Origin of the sequence: Pseudorhizobium banfieldiae (assembly GCF_000967425.1) — a bacterium.
Taxonomy (GTDB): Bacteria; Pseudomonadota; Alphaproteobacteria; order Rhizobiales; family Rhizobiaceae; genus Neorhizobium; species Neorhizobium banfieldiae.
Window position 1 is genome coordinate 1,730,290 of sequence record NZ_FO082820.1, and the last position, 20,279, is coordinate 1,750,568.

General features: G+C 61.3%; 19 protein-coding genes. 9 read left to right on the forward strand and 10 right to left on the reverse strand.

What is annotated here, in order from left to right; translation table 11 throughout:
- Positions 1-14: 14 nt before the first annotated feature.
- From tgt to coaD, 6 genes are all read right to left on the reverse strand, one after another.
- On the reverse strand, positions 15-1,145 hold the full coding sequence (gene tgt / locus NT26_RS08595) for a tRNA guanosine(34) transglycosylase Tgt (protein WP_052638389.1): 1,131 nt from the start codon (positions 1,143-1,145) through the stop codon (positions 15-17).
- Positions 1,142-2,227 (reverse strand): tRNA preQ1(34) S-adenosylmethionine ribosyltransferase-isomerase QueA, encoded by a 1,086-nt coding sequence (gene queA / locus NT26_RS08600; protein ID WP_052638390.1) that lies wholly within the window; start codon positions 2,225-2,227, stop codon positions 1,142-1,144. Before queA ends, tgt begins: the two co-directional genes overlap by 4 nt.
- A gap of 6 nt (positions 2,228-2,233) precedes the next feature.
- Positions 2,234-2,683, reverse strand: a complete 450-nt coding sequence (locus tag NT26_RS08605) for a DMT family transporter (protein ID WP_052638391.1) — start codon at positions 2,681-2,683, stop codon at positions 2,234-2,236.
- 90 nt (positions 2,684-2,773) lie between these two features.
- A complete protein-coding gene (locus tag NT26_RS08610) occupies positions 2,774-3,289 on the reverse strand; it encodes a peptidylprolyl isomerase (protein ID WP_052641982.1) in 516 nt (171 codons plus the stop codon).
- 47 nt (positions 3,290-3,336) lie between these two features.
- On the reverse strand, positions 3,337-3,903 hold the full coding sequence (locus tag NT26_RS08615; RefSeq protein WP_052638392.1) for a peptidylprolyl isomerase: 567 nt from the start codon (positions 3,901-3,903) through the stop codon (positions 3,337-3,339).
- 20 nt (positions 3,904-3,923) lie between these two features.
- Entirely contained in the window at positions 3,924-4,418 is a 495-nt protein-coding gene (coaD, locus tag NT26_RS08620; protein WP_052638393.1) for a pantetheine-phosphate adenylyltransferase, read from the reverse strand.
- A 224-nt stretch (positions 4,419-4,642) separates the two neighbouring features.
- Between coaD and NT26_RS08625 the strand changes: the two genes are divergently transcribed.
- Both NT26_RS08625 and NT26_RS23285 read left to right on the forward strand, forming a co-directional pair.
- Positions 4,643-4,822, forward strand: coding sequence for a hypothetical protein (locus tag NT26_RS08625; RefSeq protein ID WP_052638394.1), 180 nt, complete (start codon positions 4,643-4,645; stop codon positions 4,820-4,822).
- A gap of 22 nt (positions 4,823-4,844) precedes the next feature.
- Positions 4,845-4,979, forward strand: a complete 135-nt coding sequence (locus NT26_RS23285) for a hypothetical protein (protein WP_280136229.1) — start codon at positions 4,845-4,847, stop codon at positions 4,977-4,979.
- A 118-nt stretch (positions 4,980-5,097) separates the two neighbouring features.
- Here the strand turns inward: NT26_RS23285 and gyrA are convergent, their stop codons facing one another.
- A complete protein-coding gene (gene gyrA / locus NT26_RS08630; RefSeq protein ID WP_052638395.1) occupies positions 5,098-7,914 on the reverse strand; it encodes a DNA gyrase subunit A in 2,817 nt (938 codons plus the stop codon).
- Between the two features lie 224 nt (positions 7,915-8,138).
- On the opposite strand from gyrA, the gene NT26_RS08635 reads away from it, so the two are divergent.
- Positions 8,139-8,771 carry a MarC family protein gene (locus tag NT26_RS08635; RefSeq protein ID WP_052638396.1) on the forward strand — a complete coding sequence of 211 codons (633 nt, stop codon included), beginning with the start codon at positions 8,139-8,141 and terminating at the stop codon, positions 8,769-8,771.
- Positions 8,772-8,811: 40 nt separating this feature from the next.
- On the opposite strand, the gene NT26_RS08640 is transcribed toward NT26_RS08635, so the two are convergent.
- Positions 8,812-9,360 (reverse strand): single-stranded DNA-binding protein, encoded by a 549-nt coding sequence (locus NT26_RS08640; protein ID WP_052638397.1) that lies wholly within the window; start codon positions 9,358-9,360, stop codon positions 8,812-8,814.
- Positions 9,361-9,612: 252 nt separating this feature from the next.
- On the opposite strand from NT26_RS08640, the gene uvrA reads away from it, so the two are divergent.
- Both uvrA and NT26_RS08650 read left to right on the forward strand, forming a co-directional pair.
- On the forward strand, positions 9,613-12,534 hold the full coding sequence (gene uvrA / locus NT26_RS08645; RefSeq protein ID WP_052638398.1) for an excinuclease ABC subunit UvrA: 2,922 nt from the start codon (positions 9,613-9,615) through the stop codon (positions 12,532-12,534).
- A gap of 16 nt (positions 12,535-12,550) precedes the next feature.
- The gene (locus NT26_RS08650; protein WP_052638399.1) at positions 12,551-13,357 is read left to right on the forward strand and encodes a DUF72 domain-containing protein; all 807 of its coding nucleotides are present in this window, start codon (positions 12,551-12,553) and stop codon (positions 13,355-13,357) included.
- On the opposite strand, the gene NT26_RS08655 is transcribed toward NT26_RS08650, so the two are convergent.
- A complete protein-coding gene (locus tag NT26_RS08655) occupies positions 13,358-14,833 on the reverse strand; it encodes a bifunctional ADP-dependent NAD(P)H-hydrate dehydratase/NAD(P)H-hydrate epimerase (RefSeq protein ID WP_052638400.1) in 1,476 nt (491 codons plus the stop codon).
- A 323-nt stretch (positions 14,834-15,156) separates the two neighbouring features.
- Between NT26_RS08655 and NT26_RS08660 the strand changes: the two genes are divergently transcribed.
- From NT26_RS08660 to hspQ, 3 genes are all read left to right on the forward strand, one after another.
- Positions 15,157-15,495, forward strand: coding sequence for a P-II family nitrogen regulator (locus tag NT26_RS08660; protein ID WP_052638401.1), 339 nt, complete (start codon positions 15,157-15,159; stop codon positions 15,493-15,495).
- Between the two features lie 57 nt (positions 15,496-15,552).
- Entirely contained in the window at positions 15,553-16,962 is a 1,410-nt protein-coding gene (gene glnA / locus NT26_RS08665; RefSeq protein WP_052638402.1) for a type I glutamate--ammonia ligase, read from the forward strand.
- 153 nt (positions 16,963-17,115) lie between these two features.
- Complete coding sequence (gene hspQ / locus NT26_RS08670) at positions 17,116-17,445, forward strand: heat shock protein HspQ (protein ID WP_052638403.1); 330 nt, start codon at positions 17,116-17,118, stop codon at positions 17,443-17,445.
- A gap of 74 nt (positions 17,446-17,519) precedes the next feature.
- On the opposite strand, the gene NT26_RS08675 is transcribed toward hspQ, so the two are convergent.
- Positions 17,520-18,167 (reverse strand): invasion associated locus B family protein, encoded by a 648-nt coding sequence (locus NT26_RS08675; protein WP_052638404.1) that lies wholly within the window; start codon positions 18,165-18,167, stop codon positions 17,520-17,522.
- Positions 18,168-18,447: 280 nt separating this feature from the next.
- Between NT26_RS08675 and NT26_RS08680 the strand changes: the two genes are divergently transcribed.
- Positions 18,448-20,256, forward strand: coding sequence for an extracellular solute-binding protein (locus NT26_RS08680; RefSeq protein ID WP_052638405.1), 1,809 nt, complete (start codon positions 18,448-18,450; stop codon positions 20,254-20,256).
- Positions 20,257-20,279 lie beyond the last annotated feature (23 nt).

Consider the following 20,279-nt stretch of genomic DNA (forward strand, 5'->3'; position numbering starts at 1 on the left):
GCAGTCGTGGACGCTCAAATCGGGTCCAGATCACCCCTCGCCCACATCGCCTGCGTCTCCGCGTAGAACTCGGCGAAACGTCCTTCAGCAATTGCGAGGCGAATCCCCTTCATCAGGTCCTGGTAGTAGGAAAGGTTGTTCCAGGACAGCAGCATTCCTCCCAGCGCTTCGTCCGACCGAACCAGATGATGCAGGTAGGCACGGGAGTAATCGCGCGCCGCAGGGCAGCGCGACTCCTCGTCGAGCGGGCGCATATCTTCAGCATGCCGCGCGTTACGAATGTTGATGCGGCCGCGTCGCGTGAAGGCAAGACCATGGCGCCCCGAGCGGGTCGGCATGACGCAATCGAACATGTCGATACCGCGGGCGACGGATTTCAGGATGTCGTCGGGCGTGCCTACTCCCATGAGGTAGCGTGGTTTGGTGGTCGGAAGGACCGGCAGTGTCTCTTCCAGCATCTTCAGCATCACGTCCTGCGGCTCTCCGACGGCTAGGCCGCCGATCGCATAGCCCTTCAGATCGAGCTGTTTCAGCCCCTCGGCTGATCGGATTCGCAGATCCGGCTGGTCACCACCCTGGACGATACCAAACATGGCCTTGCCGCCTTGTTCGCCGAAGGCCACGCGGCATCGTTCCGCCCAGCGGAGGGAAAGCTCCATCGCCCGCTCGATCTCCTTCGGCTCTGCGGGGAGTGCGACGCATTCGTCCAGTTGCATCTGGATGTCGGAACCGAGGAGCCCCTGTATCTCGATGGACCGCTCTGGCGACATGTGGTGCAACGAGCCGTCCACGTGGCTCTTGAAGGTGACGCCCTGCTCGTCCAGCTTCCGCAGGCCGGACAGTGACATGACCTGGAAGCCGCCGCTGTCGGTAAGGATCGGGTGCTCCCAGCGGATAAGCTTGTGCAGTCCTCCGAGCCGCCCGACGCGTTCAGCTCCCGGCCGCAGCATCAGATGATAGGTATTGCCGAGGATGATGTCCGCACCCGTCTCCCGCACCTGGTCAAGATACATCGCCTTGACTGTGCCGACCGTGCCGACGGGCATAAAGGCCGGCGTGCGGATCGCGCCCCGTGGCATGCTGACTTCGCCAAGCCGCGCACCGCCGTCAGTAGCCTTGAGGGTGAACTGAAATGTTTCTGTCATTCTGGGTCCCGGAACAGGAGGCTGGCATCGCCGTAGGAATAGAAGCGATAGCCGGTACCGATGGCGTGCTCGTAGGCGCCTCGCATCGTTTCAAGGCCGCTGAAGGCCGACACGAGCATGAAGAGTGTCGATTTCGGCAGATGAAAGTTGGTCATCAGGATATCGACGGCCCTGAACCTGTAACCCGGTGTGATGAAGATGTCGGTCGAGCCGCTCCAGGGATTGATGGTTCCATCCTCTGCAGTCGCACTCTCCAGCAGGCGCAGGGATGTGGTTCCAACGGAAACGATCCTCCCGCCCCGCTTCCTGACCGCGTTCAGTCGCTCGGCGGTGTCGGAGCTGACATGTCCAATCTCGGCATGCATTCGGTGCTCGCTCGTGTCATCTGCCTTCACCGGAAGAAACGTTCCGGCACCGACGTGCAGCGTCACGAAATGCCGCTCGATCCCCGCCTCGCCGAGCGCCGCGAATAGCTCCGGTGTGAAATGCAAACCGGCCGTCGGGGCGGCAACCGCACCCTGCTCGCGCGCATAGATGGTCTGATAGTCTTCTCTGTCGCGTTCATCCTCGGGCCGCTTGTCCGCGATGTAAGGCGGCAGAGGAATGTGTCCCACTGTCATGATCGCCTCGTCGAGCGCAGGGCCCGAAAGGTCGAAGAGAAGCGTGATCTCACCCCCCTCTCCCTTTGCCTCGACGGTAGCATTCAGCGTGCCGAGAAGGCAGGCATCGCCGCTATGTCCGAAGAGGATCCGGTCACCGACCTTGATGCGCTTGCCGGGTCTTGCAAAAGCCTTCCAACGTTCAGGACCTGCCCGCATATGCAGTGTCGCGGACACCGGCAATTCACTTCCGCCTTCGCGTACACGTTGCCCTTCCAGTTGCGCGGGAATGACGCGGGTATCGTTGAAGACCAGCGCATCGCCTTCCCGCAGGAGGGATGGGAGATCGCGAACCGCCCGGTCGGAGATGACAGGTGTACCGCCGGGGCGGACAACCAGCATGCGAGCGGCGTCGCGCGGGCTGGCCGGGCGCAAGGCGATGTTTTCTTCAGGCAGGTCGAAGTCAAAGAGGTCTACGCGCATGGTAGTTCAGAACATCCGGATCATCACGACGCCGGCGCAGAGCAGCAGAGCCCCCACTACCCGTCCGGTCGTCAGTTCGCGCACGGCTACACCCATGAAGCCGATGCGGTCAATGATGAGACCGGCCGTGAGTTGGCCTGCCACGGAAAAGGCCATGACGGCGGCTGCGCCGATCCGGGGCGTCAGCAGGATGGCCGCCGTGACATAAACGCTTCCGAGGCAGCCACCCGCGAAGTACAGCCAGGGAGCTGGCGCGCGCCAATCCGGCGCAACGCCCTGAAGGCGGGAGAAGACGACGACCACGGCCGCAAGCGCAACTGCACCGGCGGCAAAGGATATCATGGCGGCCGCTACCGGCATCCCGAGCGCGCGGCCGAGTTGCGTGTTGATCGGAGCTTGGATCGCGATGCATGCGCCGGCAACGACGCCGAGGATGCCCCAAAGAAAGCCGGTCATCGAATACCTTCCATCGCCTTGCTAAGCCATTGCACAAACGGAAAACGCCCCGGTCTTCCCGGGGCGCAGGGATCATCCGTGCCTGGATGATCAGGCGGCCGCGTCGGCAGCAACCCGCAGCGTGACGATCGAGTCGGGATCCTGGACCGGCTCACCCTTCTTGATCTGGTCGATATGCTCCATGCCGTCGATGACCTGACCCCAGACGGTGTACTGCTTGTTGAGCCAGGGAGCCTCCGTGAAGCAGATGAAGAATTGCGAGTTGGCGGAGTTCGGGTTCTGCGAGCGGGCCATGGAGCAGGTGCCTCGGACGTGAGGAACGGCCGAGAACTCGGCCTTCAGGTCCGGCTTGTCGGAACCGCCCATGCCGGCCCGCGAAGGGTTGAAGCTCGCGCCGCCCTTCTTGCCGTACTGGACGTCGCCTGTCTGCGCCATGAAGTCGGCGATCACGCGGTGGAAGACGACACCGTCATAGGCGTTCTCACGGGCGAGCTCCTTGATCCGGGCGACGTGGCCGGGTGCGAGATCAGGCATCAGCGAGATCACGACCTTGCCCTTCGTGGTTTCCATGATGAGCGTGTTTTCCGGATCCTTGATCTCGGCCATGTCCTTCTCCTTCATTCTTCGTTTCGACGCCGGTGAGCGTCCTTCGTTTATTGTCCGACGGTGGCCTTCACCATCCGGTCGGGGTCGGAAACCTCGCCGTTGCCGCCCTCGCCCCGCTTGATCTTGTCGACGTTCTCCATGCCCGAGACGACCTTGCCGACGACCGTGTACTGGCCGTTGAGGAACGATCCCTCGTCAAACATGATGAAGAACTGCGAATTGGCAGAATCGGGATCCTGCGACCGTGCCATGCCGACTGTACCGCGTTCGAACGGAATCTCAGAAAACTCGGCGGGAAGATCGGGCAGCTGCGAGCCACCAGTGCCAGCCCGCGCAGGATTGAAACCATCCTCCATGTCGCCGAACTCGACATCACCGGTCTGGGCCATGAAACCCTCGATCACGCGATGAAAGGCGACATTGTCATACTCGCCCTTCGCCGCGAGCTCCTTCAGGCGCTCGACGTGCTTGGGTGCCGCGTCCGGCAGCAGTTCGACGATAACTGGGCCGTCCTTGAGTTCGATCGTCAGATAATCGTCCTCTGCGGCGAATGCCGGCAAGACAACAGAGGTAAATGCGAGAGCACCGGCAAGGGCGAGACGAAGCAGTTTCATGTCTTCTCCAAGAACGAGAGTCAGCGGTTCAGCTTGTTTTTCATGGCAGCAAGCACCGGAGCCGGAACGAAGGCACCGACGTCACCGCCCATCGCGGCGATCTGACGTACCAATGTGGCCGTAATGGGCCGCGAGGCAACGCCAGCGGGCAGAAATACCGTTTGCACGTCGGGCGCCATCTGCCGGTTCATGCCAGCCATCTGCATTTCATAGTCCAGATCGGTCCCGTCCCTCAGTCCCCGAATAAGCAGACTTGCGCCATGGGCACGCGCGGCATCCACAACCAGGTTGTCGAACGAAATGACGTCAATCTCATCGATTGCGGACGGCAATGTCTCTGCAAGCGATTCGCGGATGAGTTGGGCTCTCTCCTCGAAAGTGAAGAGCGGCGTCTTGCCTGAATGGATCCCGATCGCAACGACCACCTTATCGGCGACGTTCAGCGCCTGGAGCAACACGTCGAGATGTCCGTTCGTCATCGGATCGAATGATCCGGGATAAAATGCGGTCGCCATCAAGCCTCTCATGGGTTTGTCGCCTTTTGTCACGGAAGGTTCGGCGCTGCAAGACGCGAAGATGAACGCCAGATGAATGGGCCATTCAAGCCCGTTTCATTGACCGTATGCATTCTTGCCAGCAGTGGGCGGGAGACCGAACCGAGAAGCGATCCAATGCTTCTCCACGCAATTGGAACCAGTTCGCCGGAAGAGCGTTCTGGCCAGCAAGAAGGACAACTGAGATGATCGAGAGAAGGAAGCCGATCATGCTGGACAAGATCTCCATGATCAACATGGTATGGACAGCAATGATAGCGGCGATGCTCACGGCCACGGTGACCCTTTACCAGGATCGGTCGGAATGGAGCGATCTAAACTATCCGCAGATGACGGGACGTTATCACGATATCTCGTTCTACTGACGGTCCGAAGCGAGAGGCAGTTATGTTCGTGACCCTTACGGTATTGGCAAGTCTGATCAGCATCATGTTCGTGGCGTCAATCGCATCGACGATCTCCGAGCTGCGTCGTGAACGCGAGGAAATGAAAGTCTTCGCAACCCGCCGGGTCACCTTCTAGTTGTTGGCGCCGAGATAACTAGTTCACAGTAGCGGACTGCACCGTCGGACGAGATGCCGGACCATGCAGCCAAAAAATAAGCCGGGCATGAGGCCCGGCTTATTTTTTGTTCTGAGCATCACTCAGCGTCGGTATCCGGAGGCGGAGCCTCTGCCTCGGGGGATGGTCCGAAGTCGCCCGTTTCGGAGACGATCTCATCGGGGACCAACTCACCGTTCTCGTCATTGCCTTCCGGCTCGCTGACGCGTTCTACAGACACGACGCGTTCATCCTTCGCGGTGGAGAAGATGGTGACGCCCTTCGTGGCGCGGCTCGCGATGCGAATGCCGTCAACGGGGACACGGATCAGCACCCCGCCATTCGACACGAGCATGATCTGGTCAGTATCTTCCACCGGGAAGGCGGCCACCAGTTGCCCGATCTCGTTCGTGCGCGAGGTATCGGTGGCGCGGATGCCCTTGCCGCCGCGACCCGAGGTACGGAAGTCGTAGGACGACGAACGCTTGCCGAAACCGCGCTCGGAAACCGTCAGCACGAACTGCTCCCGCGCTTTGAGTTCCTGGTACCGCTCCTCGGTGAGTTCACCTTCGGCGCCGACCTCTTCGCCGACCAGAGCGATATCCTCTTCGTCGACGCCCATCGCGCGACGTTCTCCGGCGGACCGCTTGAGGTAAGCAGCGCGCTCCCAAGGCTCGGCATCGACATGCCCGACGATGGTCATCGAGATGATGCGGTCCCCGGACTGCAATGTGATTCCGCGCACGCCGATCGAGTTACGACCTGCAAAGACACGAACGCTATCGACGGGGAAGCGGATGCACTGGCCCAGCGCGGTCGTCAGGAGTACGTCGTCGCGGTCGGTACACGTCTCGACGGAGAGGATTTCGTCGCCCTCCTCCTCGAGCTTCATCGCGATCTTGCCGTTGCGGTTGACCTGGATGAAATCGGAAAGCTTGTTCCGTCGAACGGTGCCGCGTGTCGTCGAGAACATGACGTCGAGATTGTCCCAGGTCGTCTCGTCTTCCGGCAACGGCATGATGGTCGTGATGCGCTCTCCCGGCTCCAGCGGCAACATGTTGATCAGTGCCTTGCCGCGCGAGGTGGGCGTACCGATCGGCAGGCGCCAGACCTTCTCCTTATAGACGATGCCGCGAGACGAGAAGAATAGCACCGGCGTGTGCGTATTGGCGACGAACAGCCGGGTCACGAAATCCTCGTCGCGCGTCGCCATTCCCGAACGGCCCTTGCCGCCGCGCCGTTGGGCGCGATAGGTCGTGAGCGGCACCCGCTTGATGTAGCCGAGGTGTGAAACGGTGACGACCATGTCCTCACGGGCGATGAGATCCTCATCGTCCATGTCGGGGCCGCCCTCGAGGATTTCGGTACGCCTCGGCGTTCCGAACTCGTCCCGGACGGCCGTCAGCTCGTCCTTGACGATCTGGTAGATGCGGACCCGAGACGAGAGGATTTCCAGGTAGTCGCTGATCTCTGCGCCGATCTTGTTGAGTTCGTCGGCAATCTCGTCCCTGCCCAGGGCGGTCAGGCGGGCAAGACGCAGTTCGAGGATCGCGCGAGCCTGTTCTTCCGACAGGTTGTAGGTGCCGTCCTCATTGATGCGGTGGCGCGGATCGTCGATCAGCCGGATCAGCGCATCGACATCATGGGCCGGCCAGCGGCGCGTCATCAGCTGCTCACGCGCGGTTGCCGGGTCCGGCGCGCGACGGATCAGGTTGATGACCTCGTCGATATTCGCGACGGCGATCGCCAGGCCGACCAACACATGTGCGCGTTCCCGGGCCTTGCGCAGGAGGTACTTCGTGCGCCGGCTGACGACCTCTTCGCGGAAGGAAACAAATGCCTTCAGCATGTCGATCAGCGTCAGCTGCTCGGGCTTGCCACCGTTCAGGGCAACCATGTTGCAGCCGAATGACGTTTGTAGCGGCGTGTAACGGTAGAGCTGGTTGAGGATGACTTCGGCATTCGCATCGCGCTTGAGCTCGATGACGACGCGATAGCCCTGACGGTCGGATTCGTCGCGAAGATCGGAAATGCCTTCGATGCGCTTGTCGCGCACGAGCTCGGCCATCTTCTCGATCATCGTCGCCTTGTTCACCTGATAGGGAACCTCGGTGATGATGATCTGTTCGCGGTCCCCCCGCATCGGCTCGATATGCGCCCGGCCGCGCATGATGACGGAGCCGCGCCCGGTCTCATAGGCGGACTTGATCCCTGCCCTGCCCAGGATCAATGCGCCGGTCGGAAAGTCGGGCCCCGGAATGATCTGCATCAGTTCCGGCAGTTCGATGGCCGGATTGTCGATCAAGGCGATGCAGGCATCGATCACCTCGGCAAGATTGTGCGGCGGAATATTCGTCGCCATGCCGACTGCGATGCCACCTGCGCCATTGACGAGGAGGTTCGGGAAGCGTGCCGGTACCACGACCGGTTCGGACATCGTCCCATCATAGTTGTCGCGAAAGTTGACCGTCTCCTTGTCGAGGTCGTCAAGAAGCGAATGTGCAGCCTTCGCCAGGCGGCATTCCGTGTAGCGCTGAGCCGCCGGCGGATCGCCGTCGATCGAGCCGAAGTTGCCTTGGCCGTCGATCAGCGGCAGGCGGAGCGACCAGTCCTGCGCCATACGTGCCAGGGCGTCGTAGATCGCAGAATCGCCATGAGGATGGTATTTACCCATCACATCACCGGTGACGCGGGCAGACTTCACATATTTCTTGTTCCAGTCGATGCCCATCTCGCTCATGGAGAAAAGGATGCGGCGATGGACCGGCTTCAATCCGTCACGAACATCCGGGAGCGCGCGGCTGACGATGACGCTCATGGCGTAATCGAGATAGGACCGCTGCATCTCTTCCATGATGGAAATGGGTTCGATGCCGGGTGGCAGCTTTCCGCCGCCGGGGGTGCTTTGCTCAGTCAAATCGGATCACGATCTTTGTTCGGAATCAGTTGTGTTTCTATAGCGGAAAGCGGCTTCATGCGCCAAGTTCGACACCGGTTGTGAACAGGTTTCGAGCCCTGGCGAGAAAGCCGGCGTACCGCGGCGCACCAGACAATGGCCAGGTCACCCTTCCCTTGAAGGTCACGCCGTCCTAACAAGGTCGGAGGGGGTCCGCAAGGATCGGCAAACGCGCTGGAGGAGAGATGGCGACTGCAGACATATTGGTCAATGCCTTCACCACCCTGCTCGTCACACTCGACCCGCCCGGGCTTGCGCCGGTTTTCCTGGGGCTGACGGTCGGCATGAGCCGTGAACAGCGCCGTCACGTCGCTGTGCGCGGCTCGCTGATAGCTTTAGGCATACTTGCCGTCTTCGCGCTCTTCGGCGCGAGCCTGCTGGGCTCCCTCGGAATATCCATGGGCGCCTTCCGCATCGCCGGCGGACTTCTGCTGTTCTGGATCTCTTTCGAGATGGTCTTCGAGCGCCGGCAGGAGCGCAAGGAAAAGACGTCGCAGGCGGCAATCACGGTCGACCACCTCCATAACATTGCGGTGTTTCCGCTGGCGCTTCCGCTGATCGCTGGGCCGGGAGCCATTTCCGCGACGGTACTTCTCGCCGGCACCCTGGCAGGCCCATGGGACCGCCTTCTGCTGATCGGCGTTCTGGCACTCACGATGGGCGTGGTACTGGCGGCCCTGCTGATCGCCGAACGGCTGGACCGCTTCCTGGGAGTAACGGGGCGGGCCATCCTGACCCGCCTTCTCGGAGTTATCCTCGCGGCACTGTCCGTCCAGTTCGTGGTGGACGGGGTGAAGTCGGCGTTCAACACCGTCTGAGCTTTTCAGATCGGTTGCTTACAAAGCGACCGAACGTAGATCAGAACGGGATGTCGTCGTCCAGATCGCGGGAGAAGCCGCCTCCGCCACCCTGTCCGCCACCTTGGCCGCCACGGCTTCCGCCTCCGGCTGGCCGGTCGTAGTCGTCGCCGAAGTTGCCGCCGCCGTAGTCGCTGCCGCCACTGACACGGCCACCACCGCCGCCGCCGCCATAGCTGCCCTGCCCGCCACCTTCGCCGCGCCCGTCCAGCATGGTCAGCGTCGAGTTGAAGCCCTGCAGAACGACCTCCGTCGAATAGCGGTCATTGCCGTTCTGGTCCTGCCACTTGCGGGTCTGCAGCGCGCCCTCGATATAGAGCTTGGCGCCCTTCTTCACATACTGCTCGACGACCTTGCACAGGCCCTCGTTGAAGACGACGACATTGTGCCATTCGGTCTTCTCCTTGCGTTCGCCGCTGTTGCGGTCACGCCAGCTTTCCGAGGTGGCAATGCGCAGGTTGGCGATCGGACGGCCGTCCTGCGTGCGCCGAATTTCGGGATCGGCGCCGACATTACCGATCAGGATTACCTTGTTGACGCTTCCAGCCATAGTTCTTCACCTTGTTCGCTGCCTGTCGTGCAGCCAATTTCCGAGAGGACGGTAGCTTAGACCATCTGCCGCCGGGATTGGCCTCCCTCTGCCGCTCATCCACAGTCGATTTTTGTTCTTTTTTTGTTCTATTAATTCTCTATGATCGAGTCAAGCGACTCGCATTTGACGCGGTCTGTTGGAGTTTCTGCCTTCACACCGCCACTTCATTCACTACATAAGGGCATCGATCCTTCCCCACCGAGCAGACTAATGAGCGAACTTAAGACGATCTCCATCCGTGGTGCGCGTGAGCATAACCTGAAGGGTATCGATCTCGACTTGCCGCGCAACTCGTTGATCGTCATGACCGGGCTCTCCGGCTCAGGCAAATCCTCCCTCGCCTTCGACACGATCTACGCCGAGGGGCAGCGGCGCTATGTCGAAAGCCTTTCGGCCTATGCGCGCCAGTTCCTGGAGATGATGCAGAAGCCGGACGTGGACCAGATCGACGGGCTTTCCCCGGCCATTTCGATCGAGCAGAAGACGACATCCCGCAATCCGCGCTCGACGGTCGGCACGGTCACCGAAATCTACGACTACATGCGCCTGCTGTTTGCGCGCGTCGGCGTTCCCTATTCGCCGGCAACCGGCCTGCCGATCGAGAGCCAGACGGTCAGCCAGATGGTGGACAGGGTCCTCGCCTTCGAGGAGGGAACCCGTCTCTACATCCTGGCGCCGATGATCCGCGGTCGAAAGGGCGAGTACAAGAAGGAACTCGCCGACCTGATGAAAAAGGGCTTCCAGCGGGTGAAGGTGGATGGCGAGTTCTACGAGATCGCCGATGTGCCGGCGCTCGACAAGAAATACAAGCATGACATCGACGTGGTGGTGGATCGCCTCGTTGTGCGTTCGGACATCGGTGCGCGACTGGCCGACAGCCTCGAGACCTCGCTGAAGCTTGCCGACGGTCTGGCAGTCGCGGAGTTTGCCGACAAGCCGCTCCCGCCGCAGGAAACGGCCGCGGGCGGCTCGGTGAACAAGTCGCTGAACGAAACGCATGAACGCATGCTCTTTTCGGAGAAATTCGCCTGCCCCGTTTCCGGCTTTACGATCCCGGAGATCGAACCGCGACTGTTCTCCTTCAACAATCCTTTCGGTGCCTGCCCCACTTGTGACGGGCTCGGCTTCCAGCAGAAGATCGACGCGGCGTTGATCGTGCCGGAGCCGAACCGCACGCTGCGCGACGGCGCTATAGCCCCATGGGCCAAGTCGACTTCACCTTATTACAATCAGACTCTGGAGGGGCTTGGGAAGGTCTATGGCTTCAAGCTGTCCAGCCGCTGGTCGGAACTCTCCGAGCAGGCGCAAGCCGCCATCCTCCAGGGGACCGAAGAGAAGGTCGAGTTCCATTATGCGGACGGCGCCCGGTCCTACAAGACAACGAAGACATTCGAAGGGATCGTTCCCAACCTCGAACGTCGCTGGAAGGAAACCGACAGCGCATGGGCGCGCGAGGAGATAGAGCGCTACATGTCGGCCGCGCCCTGCCCCGCCTGCAACGGCTTCCGTCTGAAACCGGAGGCACTGGCCGTTAAGGTCAACGCGCTGCACATCGGTCAGGTGACAGACATGTCCATCAAGGTGGCCCGGGACTGGTTCGAGGAACTGCCGCAGCACCTGAACACCAAGCAGAACGAGATTGCGGTCCGCATCCTCAAGGAGATCCGCGAGCGGCTACGCTTCCTCAATGACGTGGGCCTCGACTATCTCAGCCTTTCCCGAAATTCAGGCACTCTGTCCGGCGGAGAAAGCCAGCGCATCCGGCTTGCCTCGCAGATCGGTTCCGGACTGACAGGGGTGCTCTACGTGTTGGACGAACCGTCGATCGGCCTTCACCAACGGGACAATGCGCGATTGCTCGACACGCTGAAGCACCTGCGGGACATCGGCAATACCGTGATTGTCGTCGAGCATGACGAGGACGCGATCCTTACCGCCGATTATGTCGTCGATATCGGTCCTGCCGCAGGCATTCACGGCGGTGAAGTGGTCGCGGAAGGCACGCCCGCGCAGGTCATGGCAAACCCGAAATCGATTACCGGCAAGTATCTTTCCGGCGAACTCGGTGTCGCGGTGCCCGCGGAACGTCGCAAGCCGAAGAAGGGCAAGGAGATCAAGGTCGTCGGCGCCCGCGGCAACAATCTGAGGAATGTCACCGCATCTGTGCCGCTCGGTGTTTTCACGGCGGTAACCGGCGTTTCGGGCGGCGGCAAGTCCACCTTCCTGATCGAGACGCTCTACAAGGCCGCCGCACGGCGGGTCATGGGTGCGCGAGAGATTCCGGCCGAGCATGACAGGATCGACGGTTTCGAACACATCGACAAGGTGATCGATATCGACCAGTCGCCGATCGGACGGACGCCGCGCTCCAACCCGGCCACCTATACCGGCGCCTTCACCCCGATCCGTGACTGGTTTGCAGGCCTCCCCGAGGCGAAGGCGCGGGGCTATGCGCCCGGCCGCTTTTCCTTCAACGTCAAGGGCGGCCGTTGTGAGGCCTGCCAAGGCGACGGCGTCATCAAGATCGAGATGCACTTCCTCCCCGACGTCTATGTCACCTGCGACGTCTGCCACGGCAAGCGCTACAACCGTGAGACGCTCGACGTGCATTTCAAGGGCAAGTCGATCGCCGATGTGCTGGACATGACGGTCGAGGAAGGTGTCGAGTTCTTCTCGGCCGTTCCCTCCGTGCGTGACAAGTTGCAGGCGCTCTTCAATGTCGGCCTGGGCTATATCAAGGTGGGGCAGCAGGCCAACACGCTTTCGGGTGGCGAGGCGCAGCGCGTCAAGCTAGCCAAGGAATTGTCGAAGCGCTCGACCGGACGCACGCTGTACATCCTCGACGAGCCGACGACGGGTCTGCATTTCCACGACGTGGCAAAGCTGCTCGACATGTTGCACGAACTGGTGAACCAGGGGAATTCGGTGGTGGTCATCGAGCATAATCTCGAGGTCATCAAGACGGCGGACTGGATCATCGACATCGGGCCGGAAGGTGGAACCGGCGGCGGCGAAGTGGTGGCAGCCGGACCGCCGGAGGTGATCGTCAAGGAAAAGCGGTCCTACACGGGTCAGTTCCTCAAGGAACTGCTCGATCGGCGGCCGGCGAAGAGGGTTGAGGCGGCGGAGTAGTCGCCGGGGAGGCAAGATGGCAGCGGAAGGCACGATTCGCACCGGAATCGGAGGCTGGACCTTCGAGCCGTGGGAAGGCAGTTTCTATCCCGAGAAGCTGCCGAAGAAGCGGCAGCTTGAATATGCGGCCGGCAAGCTGAAGGTCATCGAGGTCAACGGCACCTATTACGGATCGCAGAAGCCAGAGACTTTTGCGAAATGGGCCTCCGAAGTGCCGGAAGGCTTCATCTTCACGCTCAAGGCCAGCCGCTTCACGACTAACCGCAAGGTCTTGGCGGAGGCCGGCGAATCGATCGACAGGTTCTTCGCCCAGGGGCTGACCGAACTCGGCCCGCATCTCGGACCGATTCTTTGGCAGTTCGCGCCCACCAAGAAGTTCGAGCCCGAGGATTTCGAAGCATTCCTGAAGCTTCTGCCAGACAATGTAGACGGACTGCGTCTGCGGCATGTCGTGGAAGTACGCCATGACAGTTTCAAGGTGCCGGAATTCGTGCAACTCCTCGCCCGGCACAATGTCGCGCCCGTCTGCGCCGATCATCATGAATACCCGATGATCGCTGACGTAACCGCTGATTTCGTCTACGCGCGGCTGCAGACGGGATCCGACGACATCCCGAATTGCTATGCGGAAGCCGATCTGAAGGCGTGGGCGGATCGTCTGGAGACATGGGCGTCGGGTGGTGTGCCGGGCGACCTGCCGTTCGTCGACGGGGCTCGCAAGCCGAGGCAGGAACCACGTGACGTCTTTGCCTTCTTCATCCACGAGGGCAAGGTGAATGCCCCGCAGGGGGCGATGGCCCTCCAGGGTTTGGTCGACGGCTGATCAGTCAACATCGAGCGGCCGAATGGCGTGGACCAGCGCTTCCGCCGTCATGCCCTCCCCTGCGCGAAGAGCGGCTTCCCCGTGGAGATAGACGCCCGCGGCAGCGGCCTCGAATGCCGGCATGCCGTTCGCCAGCAGCGCGCCGATCATTCCAGCGAGTACATCGCCCGAGCCGGCCGTCGCGAGCCAAGGCGGAGCGTTCTCGTTGACGGCGGCCCGGCCGTCGGGCGCAGCAATGACGGTATCGGCGCCCTTGTAGACGACGACGGCACTCGACCGTCGTGCGGCAGCCACGGCCTTGTCGACCTTGCTCAGGTCCCAGGCCTCGCTGATATCCGGGAAAAGACGGGCGAACTCCCCCTCGTGAGGCGTCAGGACAAGGCGGGTTTCGCCGCGGTAGGCATCGAAGAGCGGGTCCGGACAGTCCCGGAAGGATGTTATCCCGTCAGCGTCCAGCACGAGCGGGTGGCCATCGAGCGCCAGGACGAAATCCCTCGCCTTTGCACCAACGCCAAATCCCGGCCCCAGGACGAAGGCAGAGAGTTTCCCGCTTGCCAGCCACTCCCTGATCGCCGATGCATTCTCCACTTCGCGCAGCATGACAGCAGTCAAATGTCCGGCATTCACCCCCATTGCATCGGGAGGCGAAGCGACCGTGACGAGTCCGGCGCCGCTGGCTAGCCCGGCCTCCGCCGACAGGCGCGCGGCGCCCGTGTGCGAGGCGCCACCGGAGAAGACGGCGAGATGTCCCCGCCGGTATTTGTGCGATCCTGAATCAGGTTTCGACAGCAGGTGGCGCCACAGCGACGGCTGGTTCACCCGCAGCGCGCCCCCGGCACTTCGAACTATGCGCCACGGGATGCCGATGTCGACGACCTCGACGTCACCGCAGAGTAACCTGCCGGGCATCAGCAGGTGGCCCGGCTTGCGCGCCATGAAGGTCACCGTATGGGTCGCGTTAAATGCGGCGCCGAGCGGCACGCCCCTGCGGCCGCAGAGGCCCGACGGGAGGTCGACGGCGATGACGGGAAGGCCGAACGCTTCCACGGCTGCGATCACCGCCCGAAGGTCGGTTGGAACGTCACGCGCCAAGCCCGCACCGAAGACCGCGTCGATGATTGTGTCACCCTCCTGCAAGCTCAGATCCGACAGCGGCAAGGCCGGGAGCGGGCAAGCCCGCCTGGCAATTCCCGCGTCCCCGGCAGGCTCGAAGGCGACATCCAGCACGAAGATCTGCACCCCGGCGCCGGCCTCGGCAAGCGCACGGGCGGCAACATAGCCGTCTCCGCCATTGTTGCCCGGCCCACAAAGCACGACGAAGCGGCACGTCTGCGGATAAAGCCGCAGCGCCGCCGCCGCAACCGCCCACCCTGCTTTCTCCATCAGTCCGTAGGAGTCGATACCTGAGGCAGCCGCGGCAGCGTCCGCATCGGCCATTTCCTCCGGGGTGAGCAGTGTGGCATGGTCCTCGATCATCCCGTCAATTGAGACGAAAGTCCGCCTGCACGCAAGATCACGCACCGACCGCGGCGAGACGCCCAAAAGATACGCAAATGCCTAAGACGTGATCGTCTAAGTGCACCCCGAGGGAGCGCGAAGGCAACGCGGCGGCGTTGAAAGCGTCATCCGCCTAAAATGAAGGCTAGCGGGAGCCGTCAATAGAAACCCCTGAGACGTGCGGCTTACCCGCTTTTGGCTTCCGCCATCGAATTTTTTGCCCCAGCGTCTTTGCAGACTGGCATGATACCTGCATTAGTAGGGACGCCGGTAACGGCCACGTCAGGGAGAGATAGTTTCTCATGAAAAAGATCGAAGCCATCATCAAGCCGTTCAAGCTGGACGAAGTGAAGGAAGCCCTTCAGGAGGTCGGCCTGCAGGGCATAACTGTGACGGAGGCGAAGGGCTTCGGGCGGCAGAAGGGCCATACGGAGCTCTATCGCGGCGCTGAATACGTGGTGGATTTTCTGCCCAAGGTGAAGGTCGAAGTCGTCCTCGCGGACGAGAGCGTCGACGCAGTCATCGAAGCCATTCGCAATGCGGCCCAGACCGGCCGCATCGGCGATGGAAAGATATTCGTATCAAATGTCGAGGAAGTCGTCCGGATCCGAACGGGCGAAACAGGCGTCGACGCCATCTAGTTCGCCAGGCCTCCCAGCCTCGGCACAATTCGTCATCACATTTCAAGGAAGCAGCAAATGACGACCGCAAGCGAAATCATGAAGCAGATCAAGGAAAACGAGGTCAAGTTCGTCGACCTGCGTTTCACGGACCCCCGAGGCAAGCTTCACCACGTCACCATGGACGTCGCCGCCGTCGATGAAGACATGTTCGCCGACGGCGTCATGTTCGACGGGTCCTCAATCGGCGGCTGGAAGGCGATCAACGAGTCCGACATGGTGCTCATGCCCGACCCCGCGACTGTGCACATGGACCCCTTCTTCGCCCAGTCGACGATGGTCGTCGTCTGCGACATTCTCGACCCAGTGTCGGGCGAAGCCTATAACCGCGACCCGCGCGGTACCGCCAAGAAGGCCGAGGCCTACCTGAAGGCGTCGGGAATCGGTGATACCGTCTATGTCGGGCCCGAGCCCGAATTCTTCGTCTTCGATGACGTCAAGTACAAGGCGGACCCCTTCAACACCGGGTTCAAGCTCGACTCCTCGGAACTGCCGTCCAACGACGATACCGATTATGAAACCGGCAACCTCGGCCACCGTCCGCGCGTGAAGGGCGGCTATTTCCCGGTCCCGCCGGTCGACAGCCTCCAGGACATGCGCTCGGAAATGCTGACCGTTCTGGCCGAGATGGGCGTGGTCGTCGAGAAGCATCACCACGAGGTGGCATCCGCACAGCATGAGCTCGGTGTGAAGTTCGACACCCTGGTCCGCAATGCCGATAAGATGCAGATCTACAAGTATGTGGTGCATCAGGTCGCCAACGCCTATGGCAAGACGGCGACCTTCATGCCGAAGCCGATCTTCGGCGACAATGGCTCGGGCATGCACGTTCACCAGTCGATCTGGAAGGATGGCAAGCCGACCTTCGCAGGCGACGAGTATGCAGGACTGTCGGAGTCTTGCCTCTACTACATTGGGGGCATCATCAAGCATGCCAAGGCGATCAACGCCTTCACCAACCCGTCGACGAACTCCTACAAGCGTCTCGTCCCAGGGTATGAAGCACCGGTATTGCTTGCCTATTCCGCCCGCAACCGTTCCGCATCCTGCCGCATTCCCTTCGGCACCGGCCCGAAGGCAAAGCGCGTCGAAGTCCGCTTCCCCGATCCGACGGCGAACCCCTATCTCGGCTTCGCTGCCATGCTGATGGCAGGCCTCGACGGCATCAAGAACAAGATCCATCCCGGCAAGGCCATGGACAAGGATCTCTACGATCTGCCTCCGAAGGAACTGAAGAAGATCCCGACTGTCTGCGGCTCGCTGCGCGAAGCTCTCGAGAGCCTCGACAAGGACCGCAAGTTCCTGACGGCCGGCGGCGTTTTCGACGACGACCAGATCGACGCCTATATCGAGCTGAAGATGACGGAAGTCATGCGCTTCGAGATGACGCCGCATCCCGTCGAATTCGACATGTACTACTCGGCCTGATCCAGGCAATGCCGAGACAAGAAGGCGGCGGGCCATGCCCGCCGCTTTTCCGTGGCTATACTCAGGGGGCGGAACAACCCTCGTGCCTTCGCATTACCCCCTTGATGCGGTGAGATTTTATTCCCACATCAGGATGCGAAAGGATATCGCACCATGAAACAACGCAGCGCTAAGTTCACTATCGGTGAAGTGGTCCGCCACAAGGTTTTCCCGTTCCGTGGCGTGGTGTTCGACGTGGATCCGGAGTTTGCCAATTCCGAGGAATGGTGGAATGCCATTCCCGCCGAGATCCGCCCGAACCGGGACCAGCCCTTCTATCACCTGCTGGCCGAAAACGATGAGACGGAATATGTGGCCTATGTGTCGGAGCAGAACCTCGAGCATGACGAGAGCGACATGCCGCTTCGCAACCCGCAGGTCTACCAGATCTTCGAGGAAGGCCCCCGCGGGCGGCTGACTCCGAAGATGGGGTTCGCGCACTAAGCCCGACAGAACTCACAAACGAAAAACGCCGGCCTGAGGCCGGCGTTTTTCTGTGATCTATCTAACCGGCAGGATTACTGGCCTTGCTTGGCGGCGTTTTGAGCGTCTTCAAGCTTCTTGCGGGCTTCTTCGGCCTTCTTCTGCATGCCTTCCTGCAGAGTGCGCTGGCTTTCAGCGAGCTGCGACTGCGTGATCGGCTCTCCGTCAAAGGCCCCGGTGAAGCCGTTCAGGGAAATCTTGATCGGATTGGGCGCGCGGCGGAAATTGATCGACGTGAACACGACCTCACCGCCCTTCTTGAGGCTGGCGATCATCGCATCCGTCAGCGGCACTTCTGCCGTGCACTTGTCCGGAAGGCAGACAGCATAATCGAGCTTCTGGCCCTTGCCGCCATCGATCTGCATGGTGATGCCGGGCGGTATCAGTCGTGCGGTCGGCACCGAGACCTGAAGGATCTTGCGGTTGACCTTGCCTTCAACGGTGATCAGGCCGACGGCGGTCACCAACTGCCCGTTCTGGGCGAGCATGATGTTCTGAACGACGCAGAGGTCGCTGTCATCCTGCTTGGTACAGGTCTTGAACCAGCCAAGCGGTGGCGCCCCTGCTCCTGCGGCTGCCGGTGCACCCTGCGCCAGCGCGGCGGTGGGCACGGTGGATGCCGCGAACGAAAGAGCGAGCGCGGACATCGCCGTCCGCAGAGCCGTATTTGCCTTGAGTTTCATAACGAAAGATCCGTCTCCTGAAATCGGTCCGGGTACGGCTTTCGCCGCCCTCCCTCGGGTGTCCTACTGCACTCCACCTGTCGGCGAAATGAGGCAATTGAATGACTCCCGGCTTCGACATCCTGTTACATCGGCGACAGAGTGATATCCAGTCCTTCCGAGGGGGTTTTTTACAGGACGGTTACCAACGGTAGCTCCCACTCCCGGGACAGGAGGTTGGTCACCTTCCATGGTTGGTCTATTTTGGCAGAGACCGATTCGAAGTCCCGAAGGATATACCATGCGCCGCCTCATCCCGTTCCTGGTACTCGCCGGCATGTCCTGGCCTGCCGCCGCCGAACCTCTGCACGCGATTGCCATGCATGGCGAGCCGGCGCTGCCCGCCAACTACACACATTTCCCCTATGCCAAGCCGGACGTGAAGAAAGGCGGCAGTGTTCGCTATGGCGTCGTCGGCACTTATGACAGCCTCAACCCCTTCATCCTGAAGAGTATGCGCACGACTGCGCGCGGCATGTGGGATCCGCAGTTCGGACACCTCGTCTTCGAACCGCTGATGCAGCGCTCCGCGGACGAGCCGTTCACTCTCTATGGTCTGTTGGCGCAAAGCATCGAGATGGACGAGGAGCGCAGCTTCATCCAGTTCAACCTCAATCCCGATGCCAAGTGGTCGGACGGTCAGCCGGTGACGCCGGACGACGTGATCTTTACGATGGAACTCCTGCGAGACAAGGGGCGTACGCCGTTCAGTAACAGGCTGACACCGGTGGCCCGGATGGAGAAGGTCGGCACCCATTCCGTGAAGTTTGTCTTCAACGAGAAATCAGACCGTGAATTCCCGCTGATCCTGGCGACGGCCACGCCGATCCTTCCGAAGCATGCCACGGACGTCGCTGCTTTCGAGCAATCATCCCTGGCGATCCCGGTCGGTTCCGGGCCCTACAGGGTGAAGTCACTGACCCCGGGAGAACGGATTGTGTTCGAACGCAACCCTGACTATTGGGGCAAGGACATTCCGGCCAAGGTCGGGTTCGACAACTATGACCAGATCTCGGTGGAGTACTTCCTGCAGGAGAACACCCTGTTCGAGGCCTTCAAGAAGGGGGTCGTCGACATCTATCCGGATGGGAGCCCAACCCATTGGGCGCGGGCTTATGACTTCCCTGATGTTCAGAGCGGGGCCGTGATCAAGGACACCTTCCGGCCGCAAGTGCCGACAGGGATGCTGGGTTTCGTCTTCAATACGCGCCGCGCCGTCTTCACCGATCCGAACGTTCGCGAGGCGCTGGCGCTCGCGTTTGATTTCGAATGGGCCAACAAGAACCTTTTCGAGGGCGCCTACACCCGGACGGAAAGCTTCTGGCAAAACTCCTCTCTCTCCTCGCTCGGCGAGCCGGCTGACCCGCGCGAACTGGCGATTCTCGGAGACGCCAAGGACGTCCTTGATCCCACCGTGCTCGACGGCAGCTACCGCATTCCCAAGACCGATGCCTCCGGCGGGGACCGAAAGATACTGCGTCGTGTCGTCGAGCTTCTGAAGGAAGGCGGTTACACGATCAAGGGCGGCAGGATGTCCGACGGATCCGGCAGGCCCCTTCGCTTCGAGATCATGACCCAGACACAGGATCAGGAAAAGCTGGCGATCGCCTATCAGCGGACGCTCAGGATGATCGGCGTCGAGGCAACCATCCGTACCGTGGACGATGCGCAGTACCAGGCACGCTCCGGCACCTTCGATTACGATGTGATCGTCAAGTCCTACCCCTCCTCGCTCTCCCCGGGAATAGAACAGGTTGGGCGCTGGGGGTCGGTTTCGCGCGATCGCGAGGGAAGCAACAATTTCGCCGGCGTGGCCGACCCAAGCATCGACCGCGCGATCGAGGCAATGCTGAGCGCCCGCAGCCGCGAAGAGTTCGAGGCGGCAGTCCGGGCCTATGATCGATTGCTGATCGCCGGCCACTACCTGGTTCCGCTTTACCACGTGCCGGAACAATGGGTGGCGCGGCGTAGCTATATCGGTTATCCCGACAAGATACCTCTATACGGCTATCAGCTTCCCGTCTGGTTCGACAAACGCGTACAGGACTGACCACAGCCGACTGCCATTACAAT